Here is a 17016-nt window from a genome sequence, read left to right on the forward strand (position 1 = left end):
AGTAGGTTGTATATTTAAAGAAGTATAGGGTACGATGCAGGAACATATAATTCCACATAATTTTAGTTTAGATCTTGAGCAGCTTAAAGCAATAAAGAAACATAATTCTTTTCTATTATGGTTTACAGGATTGTCTGGTTCTGGAAAATCTACCATTGCAGATGCTGTTAATCAATCTTTGATAGAAAAAAAAATACATACTTGTATTCTTGATGGAGATAGCGTGCGAAAAGGATTGAGTAGTGATTTAACGTTTTCACCAGACGATCGTAGAGAAAACATTCGCCGTATTGCAGAAATCGCAAACCTGATGATTAATCATGCGGGTTTAGTTGTACTAGGAGCATTTATTTCACCTTATGAAAGAGATAGAAAACGTATCAAAGAGATTGTAGGAGAAAATAAGTATATAGAAGTATATGTCAGTACACCACTAGAGGTTTGCGAAAGACAAGATGTAAAAGGATTGTATAAAAAGGCAAGAGCTGGAGAAATAAAAGATTTTACGGGAATTGATGCTCCTTATGAAGTGCCTTCAACACCAGATATAGAAATTGATGCAACTACCTGTACCATTACAGAAGCAGCAGCTGTTGTATTGAAGTATGTTGAAAATAAACTCACAAGTAATGGGTAAGTATTATTTAAATTATTTAGATGAATTAGAGTCTGAGGCTATTTATATTTTGAGAGAAGTAGCTGCACAATTTGAAAAACCTGTCATTCTTTTTTCAGGAGGAAAAGACTCCATTCTTGTTACATACCTTGCTAAGAAAGCGTTTTATCCAGCTGCGATTCCGTTTCCATTAGTGCATATTGATACTGGACATAACTTTCCTGAAGCCCTACAGTTCAGAGATCAATTAGTAAAAGAACTAGGGGTGCAATTAATTGTAGGATCTGTTCAGGAATCTATTAATCAAGGAAGGGTTGTCGAAGAAAAAGGTAAGAATGCTACCAGAAATGCATTGCAAACTATTACCTTATTAGATACTATTGAAACGCATTGTATAGATTGTGCTATAGGAGGAGGGAGACGTGATGAAGAAAAAGCAAGAGCAAAAGAACGCTTCTTTTCGCATCGAGATGATTTTGGATCTTGGGACCCAAAAAACCAACGTCCAGAATTGTGGAATATCCTGAATGGAAAACATTTTGAAGGAGAACATTTTAGAGCTTTTCCGATAAGTAACTGGACAGAAATGGATGTGTGGAATTATATCCTCAGAGAAAATATAAAGGTGCCATCCCTGTATTTTTCACATCAGAGAGATGTGGTGTGGAGAAACGAATCTTGGATTCCAGTATCTGATTATTTGATTAAAAGAGAAGGGGAGGTAGTGCACTCTAAAAAAGTGCGTTTTAGAACACTAGGAGATATTACTATTACTGGCGGTTTAGAAAGTGATGCCGATACGCTTGATAAAATTGTAGCAGAAGTCGCTGTGATGAAACAAACCGAAAGAGGTAATCGAGCAGATGATAAACGTAGCGAATCTGCTATGGAAGACCGAAAGAAAGAAGGGTATTTTTAATTCAAATAATACAATAGATTTACGTCTGATATCTTGTAGGTATACGCTTTCGCGAAAGCGTATAATGAAGGTGTAACAATACTATATTTCTAACGATTATACGATCATACCAGCTGCAACAGTTTCATGCGTACTATCGTCTACTAAAACAAAACTTCCTGTAATACGGTTATCTCTATACTCATCTATTAATAGAGGGCGTGTTGTTCTTACTTTGATACGAGCAATATCATTCATTGTTAATTCTTTGTTTTCTACTTCTCGTTGATAGGTGTTAATATCAATTTTATAGACCACTTCTTTAATCATTGCTTTCTGCTCATTAGAAGTGTGAAGTATAGTATATTTTGTTCTTGGACGTGCAGTCTGAGTATGTAACCAACAGATCATTGCATCAAACTCTTGCGTTTGTGTAGGCGTATTATTTATTTTAACGATCATATCACCACGACTCACATCAATATCATCTTCTAAGGTAATAGCAACAGACATGGGAGTGTAAGCTTCTTGTAACGAGCCTTCACTAGTGTCTATTGTTTTGATGGTAGAGGTAAATCCAGATGGAAGTATGATTACATTGTCATTAGGTCTAAAGATGCCACTAGCGATACGCCCGGCATATCCTCTATAATCTAGAAAACCTTCGCGCTGTGGTCTCAATATTGTTTGAACAGGAAAACGTGCATCTATTTTATTTAAATCACTACTAACATGCATGTGTTCTAATGTATACAGTAGTGGTGCTTCTTGAAACCAAGGCATATGTTGCGATCTATTCACAACATTATCACCATGTAAGGCACTCATAGGAATAAATCGAATATCTTTTATATGTAGTTTTGAAGCAAATTCTTCAAATTGAGAACGAATATTTTCATATACTTCTTCAGCATAGTTTACAAGGTCCATTTTATTGATACATACAATAATATGTGGGATTTGTAATAAAGAAGCAATAAATGCGTGCCTTTTGGTTTGTTCTATAATTCCGTGACGTGCGTCTATCAAGATAAGAGCAACATTTGCAGTAGAAGCCCCTGTCACCATATTACGTGTATATTGAATATGCCCAGGTGTATCTGCAATAATAAACTTACGTTTGGGAGTGGTAAAATAACGATACGCAACATCTATCGTAATACCCTGCGCTCTTTCGTCACGAAGTCCATCTGTAAATAGAGCTAAATCTATATGATCATGACCTTTGTTCTTACTGATGGAGGTGATAGATGCCAATTGGTCTTCAAAAATAGCTTTAGCATCATATAATAATCTACCTATGAGTGTACTTTTGCCATCATCTACACTTCCAGCTGTGGTAAAACGTAGTAATTGATTCGTATCTAAATTCATGCATTAAAATTACAAAATGAATATACTAAATAAGATTCAGGCATTTGAGATTGGAGCAAAAAAAAGCGACCCTAAGGTCGCTTTTAAATTTTTATAACGATTCAAATTATCTTTTGATAATTTTGAAAGTCTCTGTAGAGTTTCCAATAGCTACTTGAGCAATGTAAATACCATTAGACATTGTAGAAAGGTTTACAGCTTCTTCTGTGTTAGAAAGATTTCTGTTTACCACTTCTTGTCCTAATGTATTAAATACTTTTACATTTTGCATAGGTACAGAAGCACTTAAACGTAACTCATTACTAGCTACATTGTAGAATTGAGAAAAGTTTGTAGTGTTAAATTCATCTGCAGATAATGTTCCGTCTACAAGAAAATCATCCATTTGTAATATAAAAGAATCATCTCCTACATAGTGTATAGCAAGATAGATGTCTTGTCCGTCATATGCTGATAAGTCATAAGAGAATTCTGCATATTCATTCCCTACATCTCCATCACCAGGAGCTGGAGCAGTAATAATACCACCACTAAGGTTCTCTGTAAAATCAGTAATATCTGTTCCTGTTGTAGACAGAAGAACTTCAAATTGTTCAAGACCAAAATCATCAGTAATAGATTTTGCCCAGAAAGAAAAAGTAGCATCTGTAAATCCTGCAAGTGATACTTGAGGAGTAATTGCATAATCATCATTTGGTGCGGTAGTAGCAGCGAAAAACCAAAGACCTTTTTCTCCTGTTCTTACTTGGAAGTTAGGATCACTTGAAGCTGGCATTCCGTCAGCATCAACGGTTGCAGTGGTGTGGTTAAAAACAATAGCAGAACCAGTATATTGTTCATTACCGAATGTAACAGCATTTGAACCAAAAGTTCCAAAACCATCGACATCAATTAATGTCCAATCTCCGATATTTTCAAAATCGAAGTCGTCATAAGTCTCGAAACTATCTTCAAAGATCTGTGCGTTAATAGAAAATGCTGCAAATAAAAATGCAACCAGTAAAGTAATTTTTTTCATAATTGTATGTAGTTTAAAATTTAATGTATAAAAGTAAGGATTATATTTTAGTTTAATGATTGTTTAACATTCGATTAATATATATAGGCTATAGACTTACATTTGTTAAACAAGTATAGTATGTACTTTTTTTGATAAATAGGTTGTTATAAATAAGAAAAGGACTGCATTTTAGCAGTCCTTTTCTTATTGTTATAGATATTTTTTTCTAATCTGAACGAATTAAGCCCGTACAGCTCTATTTAATATCAGGTCTAAGTATAAATTTATTTTATTTTTTAGCTCTTGACGAGGTGTGATAAAATCTAAAAAACCATGTTCTTGAAGGAATTCAGACGTTTGAAAACCTTCTGGTAATTCTTTACCAGTAGTATCACGTACAACACGAGGTCCAGCAAACCCGATCAATGCACCGGGCTCAGAAATATTAATATCTCCTAGCATGGCAAAAGAAGCTGTTGTTCCTCCTGTAGTAGGATCTGTACATAAAGAGATGTATGGAATACCTGCATCTGCAAGTTGTGCTAATTTAGCCGAGGTTTTTGCAAGTTGCATTAATGATAATGCTGCTTCCATCATACGAGCTCCTCCTGATTTAGAAATAATCATAAAAGGGATGTTGTTTTTCAAAGAATAATCTGCAGCGCGTGCAATTTTTTCTCCTACAACACTTCCCATAGAACCACCTATAAATCTAAAATCCATACAGGCAATGACGAGGTCTTCTCCTTTAGACTTTCCTACAGCTGTTCGAACAGCATCTTTAAGACCCGTTTTTTCTTGTGCCTCCTTAAGTCTATCAGTATATTTCTTTTTATCCTCAAATTTTAAAGGATCTTTAGAAGATAAGTTTTTATCCAACTCTTTGAATGTATTGTCATCAAAAAGTATTTCGAAATATTCTTTACTTCCGATACGTACATGATATCCATCTTCAGGACTGATATAGAAGTTTTTTTCTAATTCTTCTGTATCTACAATTTTACCCGTAGGAGACTTATACCAAAGTCCTCTGGGAGTATCTTTCTTTTCTTCTGTAGGAGTTTGAATTCCTTTATCTTTTCTCTTAAACCAAGCCATAGTGAGGGAGTATTTATGAGTTTGTGTTTATCGTTAAACGTTACTTTGATATGTTTAGCATATCATTTCGCGAAAGCGGACTATAATGTATTCACATTATTTAAATCTTCAAAAGCTTTTTCTAATCGTGTACGCATTGTACCTTCTGCTTTACGCAACCATACACGAGGATCATAATATTTCTTGTTAGGCGAATCATCTCCTGTAGGGTTTCCGATTTGTGACTTTAAGTACTCGGCATTTTCGCTGAAGTAATCACGTATACCTTCTGCAGTTGCATATTGAAGGTCTGTGTCTATATTCATTTTAATAACACCGTAGCTTATACCTTCTCGTATTTCTTCTACAGTAGAGCCACTTCCGCCATGAAAAACAAAATCAATATGATTGTGTTCTACACCATATTTTTGTGTGATATGCTCCTGAGAGTTTTTAAGAATTTTAGGAGTAAGTTTTACGTTGCCAGGTTTGTATACACCGTGTACATTTCCAAAAGCAGCAGCAATCGTAAATTGATCACTTACTTTAGAAAGTTCTTCATAAGCATAGGCAACCTCTTCTGGCTGTGTGTATAATTTAGAATCATCTACATCCGTATTATCTACACCATCTTCTTCTCCTCCTGTGATTCCTAATTCTATCTCTAACGTCATGTCCATTTTCTCCATGCGTTCAAGATATTTTTTACAGATCTCAATATTTTCTTCGATAGGCTCTTCACTTAGATCGATCATATGCGAACTAAATAAAGAGTGTCCGTGTTCTTTATAATAAGCTTCACTCGCATCTAACATACCATCTATCCACGGTAATAATTTTTTAGCACAGTGATCTGTATGAAGTATGACAGTAGCTCCGTATGCTTTTGCAAGTTCGTGCACATGTTTTGCACCAGCAACAGCCCCAGCAACAGCAGCTCTTTGATTATCATTGTTTAAACCTTTTCCAGCATTAAATTGAGCTCCTCCATTACTAAACTGTATAATTACAGGAGCATTAAGTGCTGCAGCGGTTTCTAATACTGTATTGATACTGTTTGATCCAATAACATTTACAGCTGGAAGTGCAAAACCTTTTTCTTTTGCATAATTAAAAATCTTCTGCACTTGGTAACCGGTAGCTACTCCCGGCGTGATAGAATGAGCCATATTTTTGATTTATGTTTAAGTTGGTAAAAATAAGAAATTAAATAGTAAAATAAACAGAAACAAAATCGAATTACGATAACGTTTGAATGCGCTACAATCCCTTTTAGAATGGGTAATTAATACCGATGTTATAGACGGCATTTGCAAAATTATATTCTCTAAACCATCTATTTCCAGTTTCAAAAGCAGGATCATATGTTTTAAAACCAATATCAAATCTTGCTAAGAAGAAATCAAAATCTAATCGTAATCCAAAACCAGATCCCAACGCTAGATCACTTAAACTTGAAAAGCCTCTAAATTGCGAGTTTGGATCTTCTACATTGTCAAAAATATTCCAAATGTTTCCTGCATCTACAAAGAATGCGCCCTCAAAAGGGCCTAGTAAATTAAAACGATGCTCTACATTAAAAGCAAGTTTCATATTTGCTTCATTAAACTCATTAGGAGCGCCACTACTACCAGGACCTAATTCATATGCACGCCAAGCACGATTGTCATTAGAACCTCCAGCAAAAAAACTTCGTGTAAAAGGAATACTATTAGCATTACCATATGGAATGGCTAAGCCTCCAAAAGCTCTTACAGCGAGAATATTATCATGACCTAAATCCCAATGTTTCGTATAGTCAATTTCTGTTTTTGCATATTGGGAAAATACAACACCTAATATGCGGGAATTATTAGCTGCATTTTTGGGAGCATTGACTAATCTTGAGGCAAGTGAAAGTGCATTTCCAGCTAACTCTATACGGGTTCTTAATCTAGAGAAAGCATCATCGTATAAGTTTTCCCTATTGTTATATGTATAAGTGAAATTAAGCGCAAAAATAAGGTTGTCTTCTGTAAGTCTATTTTGACGTTCTCGTATAGCATTTATTTCAGATACTTGCGCATCATTAAAACCAGCAACCAAACCATTTTCTACATCATTTATAAAGCTATCTGCTCCATTTGGTATTATAAGTGTAGGTGAGTTTGTGTTTTCTTCAAAGTAATCAGGATTGATATTAGTACTATTAGACGCTGCTAGTGTGTTTAAATCATCAAAACTATTTCTGTAAATATTAAAATAGTTATTTGCGTTTAAGTTCCGTACGTATTGTATATCTAGTAGATCAAAAGTAAAAGTGTTTGTTGCAGAAGGTGTCCAATTATAAGATAATCCACCTGCAAAACTTTGCTTATCTAATCCTATGTTCTGTTGTACACTTACTCCTAAATTAAATTGCGTATTAGGTTGCCATTCTGCAGGAATAAGTTTTGAAGTGTTAACAGGAAAGAATATTCTAGGGAAAACAAGATTAGCATTAATTCCTATTTCTGATATATTAAAAAAGCTATCATCATCATTTGCGGCATCATCAGAAGCACCGATGTTTCCTCTTGCAGAAATTTCCAAAGTCTCGGCACCTCTAAAAATATTACGTATTAATAAGGAGCCAAATCCTGCAATACCTATATCTTGAATATTTGAAGTAGAAACATCAAAATCAGCTCGGAACTTATACTTGTCTAATGGTGTCAGTCTAATATTAGCAATTAAATCAGTACCTGTACTATCAGCAGGATCTACTTGATATGAAATACTTGGATATTTGAAAGTATTTAGTCTACTCAAACGGGTGAGTGTTTGTGTCTTATCTATATCTCTATAAATAGCTCCAGGTTTTAAAGGAATAATATCAGTAATGGCATTTGTTCTATAATTTAGCTCGTCATATACATAAAAATTATAACCGTCAGCACTTATGGAATCTGCATAGGGTTTATCTTTATTTGCAAAGCTATAGTCTGTATTGATATTAATTTTGCTAACCTTATGTACCTTAAAAGGAAAATCTAGAATGCTATCATCTACCGTTTCTTTTCGATTATCTATGATGATTTCAAGATTTGTCTTGTTTCCTGTATTTACAGTATCTCCAATAGCTCTGATACGATCAGATTCAAAATGATATAGCCCATTATTTCTATAAAGCTTTTCAATTCGTAATCTTTCAGCGTCAAACTTTATTTTTTGATAGGGCTCTCCTTTTTTAAGAAACGATTCGTTTTTATGCGCTTCATAAATAGAATCAGCTACAGGAGAAGCAATAATAGTAACAATAGAATCTAATAAGTAAGGTTTGTAGCGTACTACATTATAATCTACGGTGGCTCTTTGATTGCTGTCTTTTTTTATGGTGTAATCTACTTCTGTATTAAAATACCCATTATTGATATAGAATCTAGCGAGTCTATTTGCCGATTTTTTTGTAAGAATTTCATTGACAATAGTAGGCGCTTCTCCTGTTTTTTTTACTCCTGAGTTAAAATCTTTTTTAAATTTTCTAAATGCCTCTACTTGCTTTCGCGAAAGCAAACGAGTCCAAAAATTACGCTTCACATCATTTTTTGCGCGTTGTGCATTCAATATAGAATCTATATTAGGGCGTGCCCAATTGTAGATGTATAACCTAAAAGGAGATCCAGCTAATTGTGTATTGGGTTGTTGGTATAAGAAATTATACAAACGTTGATCAGTAATCTTTTCACCATCTACAGTAATTGTATTATCTGTAAGTAAGAAATCTTCCTTCGGAACTCGTTTTGTTGCATTACAACTAACAAGGACTATCGCTAGAAGAATAAATAATGATATTTTTGTAAATGTATACTTCAAGTGGGTTATGATAATAAATCAAAAGTACATTTTATATAGTGTTAAGCAAAAGTAATAGTAAACGAATAACGGGATTACTTCAAAAAAAGTACCGACAACGGGAAGGTCTCTTTGTAGCAGAAGGGATAAAAGTAATAAATGAACTTCTTAATTCTTCATTTGAAGTAGCTGCAATTTATGGTCTAGATCGTACTTCTTTAGAAATTCCTGTAACACATAAAGATGTTTTTCAAGTGGTTACTGCGGCAGAGCTAAAGAAAGTTAGTTTTCTAAAAACACCACAAACTGCACTTGCATTGTTTAAGATTCCTGCACAAATAAAAACAACACGACAAGGAATTACGGTTGTGCTTGATGATGTGAGAGATCCTGGAAATCTAGGCACTATTATTAGATTATGTGATTGGTTTGGTGTGCCTAACCTTATATGTTCTTCCCAAACTGTAGATTGTTATAATCCTAAAGTAGTACAGGCGACGATGGGATCATTGTCTAGAATAGCTGTTTCATATACAAATATAGCAGCCTATTTAAAAGAAGAACAACGACCTATTTATGGAACCTTTATGGATGGAGCAACAATTTATAAAGCGACACTTCCAGAAGAAGCTGTTATTGTAATGGGAAATGAAGCCAATGGAATATCTGATGTCATAGAACAATTGGTTACTCATAAAATAGCAATTCCTCGTTTTGGGCAATTACAAAAAACAGAAAGCCTTAACGTAGCGACTGCAACAGCTATTTGTTTAAGCGAATTTAAAAGAGGGACTTCTATTGAAAGGTGAAATTTAAGAATACACCTCTAGAGGACAGTTTACTAATATTTCCAGTCCAAGGACTATTGGCAATATTATCTCTAACCAACTCATCAGATGTAGCAAATACCCCACGTATACTAGGTGTAAACTTGAAGAACGGAAGATATAGGTCAATTCCAAAACCTACTTCATAAAAGAATGGATTTGTAGTTGTCCTAAATTGACCTGCAAAGTTGTCATCAGGATTTTTTTCATTACTAGATAAATTTACCGTAGTAGAAACTCCTACAGTCACAAAAGGTCTTACGTTGTTAAGACGTTTTGTATTAAACTTTAAAAGTAATGGGAGGTATATATACGTAGCAGGTACTTCTCTTATTAAGTCATCTTCACTATCAAAACCTGCGGCTGGAGCATATGTTAAATCACGTCGTGTAAAACTTAACCCTGGCTCTGTGCGTAAATCTACATATTCTGATAATCGTAAATTACCTATAAGTCCCACATTAAAACCTATAGATCGTGTTACTTGAATATCTTCTTGTTCAGCGATGTAATCAAAGTTATAGTCAAATGAGTTGAATCCGAGATAGTATCCCCAAGAAATAGGGTTTTTGTCAAAGTTCTGATTATTTTGAACACGAGGTCTCGTAAGCCATTGCGCTTGCGTTATCTGTGTAAAAGTTAAGAAAAATACGATGGCAATAAATACTCTCATGAATTTATTTTGAAGCGGTATAAATGGTGGCTACACCAAATGTTTGTGGATTATCTTTCACGTTGGTAAACCCAATTTTACGTAAAATATTGTTCAAGGCTTCTCCAAAAGGAAAAACAGATGCACTTTTACTTAAATATGTATACGCTTCTTTATCCTTTGAAAACAATCTTCCCACAGTGGGTAAGATAACATTTGAATGAAATTTATATCCCTGTTTAAAAGGTGTTTTTGTAGGAACAGATGTTTCTAAAATTACAAAAATGCCATTAGGCTTTAGTACTCGGTAAATTTCTGCCAATCCTTTTTCTAGCGTTTCAAAATTACGTACACCAAAGGCTACTGTAATCGCATCAAAACTATTGTCTTCAAAAGGCATGGCTTCACTATCTGCTTGAATCATTTCTATACGATTATCAAGCCCACCTGCTTTTATCTTTTTTCGGCCTACAGATAGCATCCCTTCTGAAATATCGAGGCCTACTAATTTTGTAGCGCCACTTTTAGCAAGGTTTATAATGAGATCTCCAGTACCTGTAGCAATATCAAGAATGCTATCTGGCTTAGTGTCGGTGACAAGTTGTACTACTTTTTTACGCCATTTAACATCAATTCCAAAAGAAATGACTCTGTTTAGACCATCATATTTACCGGAAATAGTGTCAAACATTTGCTCGACTTGCTCTTTCTTAGATTGATCAGAAGAATTATATGGCGTTACCTTTTTGGACATGGCATATTTTTTGACAAATATACGGTATCAATAACGAAGATGATAACGACTTACTTAAAAAGGAAGTACAGTTTTTAGATTTTTCAATAGGGATATGAATAGGTGTTGTATTGATTTGATTACAAGCTGTTTTTGCTTTCGCGAAAGCGTATAATGTATAATTATCTACGGGATTGTATCGTAGTATCTTATCAATCGTGTATCTTTGTATCACTTTTCAGTTCATTATATTATATGAAAATTATTATTGCAGGAGCTGGCGAGGTGGGCTTCCACTTAGCTAAACTGCTATCATACGAGTCTCAGGACATTACACTTATAGACACCGACAAAGAAAGCCTGGCGTATGCAGATACGCATTTGGATATTCGGACTATTAAAGGCGATGCTACTTCTATTGCAATATTGCAAGATTCTAGAGTAGAGAATGTAGATTTAGTGATTGCCGTTACTGCGAGTGAAACTACAAATATTACCGTTTGTGTACTCGCAAAACAATTAGGAGCAGCACGTACCATTGCCAGAATTTCTAATACAGAATTTATAGAACACAAGGAGCTTGCAGGGTTTTCTAAATTTGGTATCGATGAGTTGATATCTCCAGAAAGCTTAGCAGCATCAGAAATCGAATTATTACTAAATCAAAGTGGATTTAGTGATAGTTATGAGTTTGAAGAAGGTGCGCTTACTATGGTAGGTACTACCTTATCTCGTTCGGCATCTTTTGTAGGAAAGAGTGTAAAAGAAGCAGCAACTATTTTTCCAGAATTACATTTTATGCCTATAGCCATACAACGCGTAGGTACGCAATATACCTTAATACCACGTGGAGATACCGTCTTTAAAGAAGGTGATCAGGTGTATTTTATGACGATTCAAGGAGGTGTGGAAGAACTGTATAAACTTACAGGTAAAGTGCGTCAAGATATTAAAAATGTCATGATCTTAGGGGGTAGTAATATAGGATTTAAAACTTGTAGAGATTTATGTTCCCATAAGTTTAATGTAAAGCTTGTAGAACGAGATAGAGATAAAGCTGTAGATCTAGCTGATATACTTCCCAAAGCATTAGTGATCAATGGAGATGGGCGTAATGTAGAATTGCTGGAAGAAGAAAATATTCAAGATATGGATGCATTTATCTCTGTCACTGGAGATAGCGAAACCAATATTATGTCTTGCCTTGTTGCAAAATCAAGAGGGGTTAAGAAAACAATTGCATTGGTAGAAAATATGGATTACTTCCAATTGTCTCAGAGCATAGGTATTGATACTCTGATCAATAAAAAATTACTTGCGGCTAATAATATCTTCAGATACATACGTAAAGGAGAAGTAGTAGCCATGACAAAGCTCAATAATATGAATGCTGAGTTATTGGAGTTTGTTGTAAAACCTACCTCTGAAGCTGAGGGTAAAAAAATAAAAGATATTGACTTTCCTAGATCTGCTACTATAGCAGGTGTTGTGCGTAATGGAGTAGGTGTAATTGCACTAGGTGATTTTAAAGTTACTGCTGGAGATCGCGTAGTGGTATGTTGTTTACCACGATCTATTAAGCAAGTAGAAAAAATGTTTGTTTAAACAGTTACATAAATGCCAAAACTTAATTACAAGATCATTTTTCATTTAATGGGGCTACTATTACTTTTTAATGGTGGTTTTATGATGATTTCTGCGCTTGTGAGTTTTATAACTAAGGATGGTGTTGCATTACAAATCACAGCCTCTGGGTTATTAGCATTATTTGCAGGGATGCTGTTAATGTTTGTAACTCGAGATCATAAAAAAGAAATCAAAAAGCGAGAAGGGTATATTGTAGTAACTTTTGGTTGGTTATTTATGTCACTTAGTGGAATGCTTCCTTATTTGGTTACAGATACGATTCCATCGGTAACGAATGCTTTTTTTGAAACGATAAGTGGGTATACCACCACAGGAGCGACCATACTTACAGATATAGAATCACTACCCAAGGGTATTCTTTTCTGGAGAAGTACGACCCATTGGATAGGAGGTATGGGTATTATTGTTTTAGCGATAGCAATACTTCCGCTACTAGGTATTGGAGGGATGCAATTATTTGCAGCAGAAGCCCCTGGGCCTAGTGCAGATAAACTACACCCAAGAATTACTGATACCGCAAAACGATTATGGCTTATCTATTTTGGGTTTACTGCTGCAGAAACGATAGCGTTAAAACTAGCAGGAATGTCGTTTTTTGATGCAATTAATCATGCTATGAGTACCTTGTCTACAGGAGGATTTTCTACAAAGAATGCAAGTGTAGCTTATTGGAATGATACGCCGCTCATACAGTATATTATTATCTTTTTTATGCTACTTGCAGGAATGAACTTTGTACTGAGTTATTTTGCTTTTAAAGGGAAAGTTCAGAAGATTATAAAAGATGATGAGTTTCGATTGTATATGACTTTTGTATTTGGGTTTGCGATCATTACCGCATTTGTCGTTTATTTTAAAGCTGATGTAAGTCTCTCTACCATAGATCACCCTATGGTGTTAGGGGCAGGAGAAAGTGCTTTTAGGCATGGGCTATTTCAAGTGTTGGCAGTTATTACTACTACGGGTTTTGTAACTGCAGACTTTACCATGTGGACTCCATTCTTGACTGTTATCTTTTTCGGTCTGATGTTTTTAGGAGGTTCGGCAGGATCTACATCTGGGGGAATAAAAGTAGTGAGACATCTATTAACAATTCGTAATGCATTAACAGAGTTTAAACGTACACTACATCCTAATGCAATTCTTCCTGTACGCTACAATACACGTTCTGTAGATCGAACAATTATCTTTAATATACTAGCATTTTTTATTTTGTATATGCTTTCTTGGATCATCGGAGCAAGTGTTTTAGGAGCTATGGGATTAGATTTTAAGACTGCCTTAGGAGGAGCCGCATCTGCATTAGGTAATGTTGGGCCTGCTTTTGGAGACTTAAGCCCTGTAGATAGTTATAATGGCTTACCGAGTGCTGGTAAATGGTGGTTAGCATTTTTAATGCTTATCGGTCGTTTAGAATTATTTACGGTATTAATTTTACTAACGCCTTTCTTCTGGCGTAATAGATAACTATGCAATTATTAGAAAAATATGACCTTGTCATTATAGGGGGAGGACCTATAGGACTCACTTGTGGTATTGAAGCTCAAAAAAAAGGACTTTCTTATATAATCATAGAGAAAGGAGTTCTGGTAAATTCCTTATACAATTTTCCAGAACAAATGACTTTTTTTAGCACGTCTAAATTATTAGAAATAGGAGAAGTACCGTTTATATCTCATACCGATAAACCTACTCGTAAAGAAGCGTTAGAATATTATAGAAGAGTTCAAGAAAGTTGGAGTTTAAACTTAAAACTTTATACAGAGGTATCTTCTATGATTCCAGAAAATAATGGATATCGTATTGTTACAAATAAAGGAAATACATTCGCAACACATATCGTAGTATGTACAGGTTTTTATGATACTCCAAGAACCTTAAATATTCCAGGCGAAAACCTATCTAAAGTAACTCATTTTTATAATAGTCCGCATCCTTATGTAGGTCAGAAAATAGTAGTGATTGGAGCTGCAAATTCTGCTTGTGATGTCGCATTAGAAACTTATTATAAAGGAGCTGAGGTAACCATGGTTATTCGTAAATCAGAAATCTATCCTAAGACAAAATATTGGATCAAACCTAATATAGAAAACCGAATAAAAGAAGGGGCAATAAAAGCCTACTTTGAAAGTAAAGTAATTGAAATTAAGGAAACTACTGTTGTTATTGAAACACCAGAAGGAATTGTAGAAGTAGTGAATGATTTTGTGTTAGCTATGGTAGGGTATAAGCCTAACTATTCTTTGTTTGAAAAGTTGAGATTGCCTATCTCTGATGATAGTAGTAAAAAACCTATTCATAATCCAAATACCTTAGAAACTCCTCTTAAAAATGTATATGTAGCAGGTGTTATAAATGCGGGTCTTCAAACGAGTAAATTATTTATAGAAAATACACGTGAACATGCGGCAATAATCTTGGAAGATATCGATAGTAAATTGTAGCTTTACAACTTTATTATATCTTTTAAAAAATGAAACAAACTACAGATACAATTTTAATGATTCGTCCTGTACATTTTAGGATGAATGAACAAACTGCGGTCAATAACTATTATCAAAAAGTAGTGGATAATATAACCCCAGAAAAGCTTTTGCAAAACGCACAACAAGAGTTTGATAATTTTGTAAATAAATTAGAAGCTGTAGGGATTAATGTTGTGGTGGTAGATGATTCAGAAGAAACAGATACCCCTGATGCACATTTTCCAAATAATTGGATAAGCTTTCACCAAAGTGGGAAGATAGCCATGTATCCTATGTTTGCAGAAAATAGACGCACCGAAAGACGTGAAGATGTTTTTGATACGTTAGAGTCAAAAGGATTTGCTATTACAGATATTATAGATTACTCATCTGCCGAAAAAGAAAATTTATTTCTAGAAGGAACAGGAAGTCTAATTTTAGATCGAGTGAATCGCAAAGCATATTGTGCTCTTTCGCCTAGAGCTGATGAAGAAGTCCTTATAGAATTTTGTGAAGACTTTGAATATACACCTGTTATTTTTACTGCAAATCAGACGGTGAATGGAGAGCGATTACCGATTTATCATACCAATGTGATGATGTGTATTGGAGAACATATAGCGGTGATATGTTTAGACTCTATAGATGATAAGAAGGAACGAAAAAATGTAACAAAACATCTTAAGGAAGATGGCAAAGAAATCATTACTATTACAGAAGAACAAGTAGTTCATTTTGCAGGAAATATGCTAGAACTTAAAGGAACAGGTAATGCTCCTTACCTTGTTATGAGTAATGCAGCACATCAAAGTCTTACTAAAAAGCAAATTGATCAAATAGAAAAGCATGCAACTATACTATCAAGTTCTTTAGATATCATTGAAGCTTGCGGAGGAGGTAGTGCACGTTGTATGATGGCAGAAGTATTTCTTCCGAAAAAATAACGTATTTTGTCATATGCTTTCACGAAAAACAAAATATGGCTTAAAGGCGCTGACGTATATTGCACGTCAAGAAGAAAACGCAATGGTACTTATTCAGGATATTTCTGAAGCTGAAGATATATCTAGAAAATTTTTAGAAAGTATATTGCTCTCCTTGAGAAAGGCTGGTTTTTTAGGAAGTAAAAAAGGAAAAGGAGGAGGGTATTATCTTATCAAAGAACCCAAAGAAATAAAAATGGCAGCAGTTATAAGAGTTTTGGAAGGACCTATTGCAATGTTGCCTTGTGTGAGCTTAAATTTCTACGAAAAATGTGATGATTGCCCTGATGAAGGCAAATGTACAGTACACGGATTGATGGAAGAAGTACGTGATGGTACCTTGCATGTGCTTGAAAATAAGACGCTTGCTGATATTTTATTATAAAAAATTAAATTCCTAGTAATTATGTAGGAAATTGTATATATTAGCTTATAATTAAGCACAATGATATTGTCTTAGAAAGATGTCTTTTTTTAACTGTGTTTGTAGTTTTCATAGTTATTACTTAACTCATAAACTTTGAGTTGACATTTAGGTTATATTTTTTTAGTAGGATTTAAAAAGCAACCACATATCTTTCTTCAATAGTAATTGTGCTTTTTCTTTTTTTATAAACTACGTATCAAAAAATGTATAAAATTACACTTCTGTACAGGTATCAAGTAGTATTCATATAGCTTAATTATTATATTTGCTTTTGCGAAACTATACTCGGGATGTGGCGCAGTCCGGTTAGCGTACACGGCTGGGGGCCGTGTGGTCGCAGGTTCAAATCCTGTCATCCCGACCAAGCAGAAAAGTGACATGCTTTTGCATGTTACTTTTTTATTTCTAAGAGTGTTCAAAGCATAGCTTTGAGAAGCGTTTAGAAATAAAAAAGTAAAAAGCGTAGCTTCACTTTTGTATTTGCAACAAAGGGTTTTTAAGGAT

Annotated in this window: 16 protein-coding genes and 1 tRNA gene; 9 read left to right on the plus strand and 8 right to left on the minus strand. The window is 34.5% G+C overall.

What is annotated here, in order from left to right:
• The first annotated feature begins 34 nt into the window (after positions 1-34).
• Together cysC and cysD are read left to right on the plus strand one after the other, a co-directional pair.
• Entirely contained in the window at positions 35-637 is a 603-nt protein-coding gene (gene cysC, locus Q1A01_RS21710) for an adenylyl-sulfate kinase (RefSeq protein WP_299685080.1), read from the plus strand.
• Positions 630-1535 (plus strand): sulfate adenylyltransferase subunit CysD, encoded by a 906-nt coding sequence (gene cysD / locus Q1A01_RS21715; protein WP_299685082.1) that lies wholly within the window; start codon positions 630-632, stop codon positions 1533-1535. Before cysC ends, cysD begins: the two co-directional genes overlap by 8 nt.
• Before the next feature lie 96 nt (positions 1536-1631).
• On the opposite strand, the gene Q1A01_RS21720 is transcribed toward cysD, so the two are convergent.
• The 5 genes from Q1A01_RS21720 to Q1A01_RS21740 form a co-directional block, all read right to left on the minus strand.
• Complete coding sequence (locus Q1A01_RS21720) at positions 1632-2888, minus strand: GTP-binding protein (protein ID WP_299685084.1); 1257 nt, start codon at positions 2886-2888, stop codon at positions 1632-1634.
• 106 nt (positions 2889-2994) lie between these two features.
• Entirely contained in the window at positions 2995-3906 is a 912-nt protein-coding gene (locus Q1A01_RS21725) for a choice-of-anchor J domain-containing protein (RefSeq protein ID WP_299685086.1), read from the minus strand.
• A 222-nt stretch (positions 3907-4128) separates the two neighbouring features.
• A complete protein-coding gene (gene accD / locus Q1A01_RS21730; RefSeq protein ID WP_299685088.1) occupies positions 4129-4986 on the minus strand; it encodes an acetyl-CoA carboxylase, carboxyltransferase subunit beta in 858 nt (285 codons plus the stop codon).
• An 80-nt stretch (positions 4987-5066) separates the two neighbouring features.
• Complete coding sequence (gene fbaA / locus Q1A01_RS21735; RefSeq protein WP_299685090.1) at positions 5067-6134, minus strand: class II fructose-bisphosphate aldolase; 1068 nt, start codon at positions 6132-6134, stop codon at positions 5067-5069.
• Positions 6135-6237: 103 nt separating this feature from the next.
• Positions 6238-8799, minus strand: a complete 2562-nt coding sequence (locus Q1A01_RS21740) for a BamA/TamA family outer membrane protein (RefSeq protein WP_299685092.1) — start codon at positions 8797-8799, stop codon at positions 6238-6240.
• A gap of 38 nt (positions 8800-8837) precedes the next feature.
• On the opposite strand from Q1A01_RS21740, the gene Q1A01_RS21745 reads away from it, so the two are divergent.
• Complete coding sequence (locus Q1A01_RS21745) at positions 8838-9587, plus strand: RNA methyltransferase (protein WP_299685094.1); 750 nt, start codon at positions 8838-8840, stop codon at positions 9585-9587.
• Here the strand turns inward: Q1A01_RS21745 and Q1A01_RS21750 are convergent.
• Genes Q1A01_RS21750 through Q1A01_RS21760 form a run of 3 tightly spaced genes read right to left on the minus strand, consistent with a single transcriptional unit; the run spans position 9574 to position 11225 of the window.
• Positions 9574-10278, minus strand: coding sequence for a porin family protein (locus tag Q1A01_RS21750; RefSeq protein ID WP_299685096.1), 705 nt, complete (start codon positions 10276-10278; stop codon positions 9574-9576). The genes Q1A01_RS21745 and Q1A01_RS21750 overlap by 14 nt on opposite strands.
• A 4-nt stretch (positions 10279-10282) precedes the next feature.
• Positions 10283-11011: a bifunctional demethylmenaquinone methyltransferase/2-methoxy-6-polyprenyl-1,4-benzoquinol methylase UbiE gene (gene ubiE / locus Q1A01_RS21755; RefSeq protein WP_299685098.1), complete on the minus strand. Its 729-nt coding sequence runs from the start codon at positions 11009-11011 to the stop codon at positions 10283-10285.
• The gene (locus tag Q1A01_RS21760) at positions 10986-11225 is read right to left on the minus strand and encodes a hypothetical protein (protein WP_299685100.1); all 240 of its coding nucleotides are present in this window, start codon (positions 11223-11225) and stop codon (positions 10986-10988) included. Before Q1A01_RS21760 ends, ubiE begins: the two co-directional genes overlap by 26 nt.
• Positions 11226-11245: 20 nt before the next feature.
• Between Q1A01_RS21760 and trkA the strand changes: the two genes are divergently transcribed.
• From trkA to Q1A01_RS21790, 6 genes are all read left to right on the plus strand, one after another.
• Complete coding sequence (trkA, locus tag Q1A01_RS21765) at positions 11246-12595, plus strand: Trk system potassium transporter TrkA (RefSeq protein ID WP_299685102.1); 1350 nt, start codon at positions 11246-11248, stop codon at positions 12593-12595.
• 12 nt (positions 12596-12607) lie between these two features.
• Positions 12608-14104 (plus strand): potassium transporter TrkG, encoded by a 1497-nt coding sequence (locus Q1A01_RS21770; RefSeq protein WP_299685104.1) that lies wholly within the window; start codon positions 12608-12610, stop codon positions 14102-14104.
• Between the two features lie 2 nt (positions 14105-14106).
• The gene (locus Q1A01_RS21775; RefSeq protein ID WP_299685106.1) at positions 14107-15081 is read left to right on the plus strand and encodes a YpdA family putative bacillithiol disulfide reductase; all 975 of its coding nucleotides are present in this window, start codon (positions 14107-14109) and stop codon (positions 15079-15081) included.
• Between the two features lie 29 nt (positions 15082-15110).
• Positions 15111-16046 (plus strand): citrulline utilization hydrolase CtlX, encoded by a 936-nt coding sequence (ctlX, locus tag Q1A01_RS21780; RefSeq protein WP_299685108.1) that lies wholly within the window; start codon positions 15111-15113, stop codon positions 16044-16046.
• 13 nt (positions 16047-16059) lie between these two features.
• The gene (locus tag Q1A01_RS21785) at positions 16060-16470 is read left to right on the plus strand and encodes an Rrf2 family transcriptional regulator (protein ID WP_299685110.1); all 411 of its coding nucleotides are present in this window, start codon (positions 16060-16062) and stop codon (positions 16468-16470) included.
• A 328-nt stretch (positions 16471-16798) separates the two neighbouring features.
• Positions 16799-16876 (plus strand) — tRNA-Pro (locus tag Q1A01_RS21790).
• The last annotated feature ends 140 nt before the right edge of the window (positions 16877-17016 follow it).

This window comes from uncultured Dokdonia sp., from assembly GCF_947492815.1.
Classification (GTDB): domain Bacteria; phylum Bacteroidota; class Bacteroidia; order Flavobacteriales; family Flavobacteriaceae; genus Dokdonia.

What these genes read in the sequence shown, in the direction of transcription:
- Q1A01_RS21720 (WP_299685084.1), bottom strand. Translation starts at nt 2,888, where the DNA reads ATGAATTTAGATACGAATCAATTACTACGTTTTACCACAGCTGGAAGT.
- ctlX (WP_299685108.1), top strand. Translation starts at nt 15,111, where the DNA reads ATGAAACAAACTACAGATACAATTTTAATGATTCGTCCTGTACATTTT.
- Q1A01_RS21770 (WP_299685104.1), top strand. Translation starts at nt 12,608, where the DNA reads ATGCCAAAACTTAATTACAAGATCATTTTTCATTTAATGGGGCTACTA.
- cysC (WP_299685080.1), top strand. Translation starts at nt 35, where the DNA reads ATGCAGGAACATATAATTCCACATAATTTTAGTTTAGATCTTGAGCAG.
- Q1A01_RS21725 (WP_299685086.1), bottom strand. Translation starts at nt 3,906, where the DNA reads ATGAAAAAAATTACTTTACTGGTTGCATTTTTATTTGCAGCATTTTCT.
- fbaA (WP_299685090.1), bottom strand. Translation starts at nt 6,134, where the DNA reads ATGGCTCATTCTATCACGCCGGGAGTAGCTACCGGTTACCAAGTGCAG.
- ubiE (WP_299685098.1), bottom strand. Translation starts at nt 11,011, where the DNA reads ATGTCCAAAAAGGTAACGCCATATAATTCTTCTGATCAATCTAAGAAA.
- Q1A01_RS21775 (WP_299685106.1), top strand. Translation starts at nt 14,107, where the DNA reads ATGCAATTATTAGAAAAATATGACCTTGTCATTATAGGGGGAGGACCT.
- trkA (WP_299685102.1), top strand. Translation starts at nt 11,246, where the DNA reads ATGAAAATTATTATTGCAGGAGCTGGCGAGGTGGGCTTCCACTTAGCT.
- cysD (WP_299685082.1), top strand. Translation starts at nt 630, where the DNA reads ATGGGTAAGTATTATTTAAATTATTTAGATGAATTAGAGTCTGAGGCT.
- Q1A01_RS21750 (WP_299685096.1), bottom strand. Translation starts at nt 10,278, where the DNA reads ATGAGAGTATTTATTGCCATCGTATTTTTCTTAACTTTTACACAGATA.
- Q1A01_RS21785 (WP_299685110.1), top strand. Translation starts at nt 16,060, where the DNA reads ATGCTTTCACGAAAAACAAAATATGGCTTAAAGGCGCTGACGTATATT.
- accD (WP_299685088.1), bottom strand. Translation starts at nt 4,986, where the DNA reads ATGGCTTGGTTTAAGAGAAAAGATAAAGGAATTCAAACTCCTACAGAA.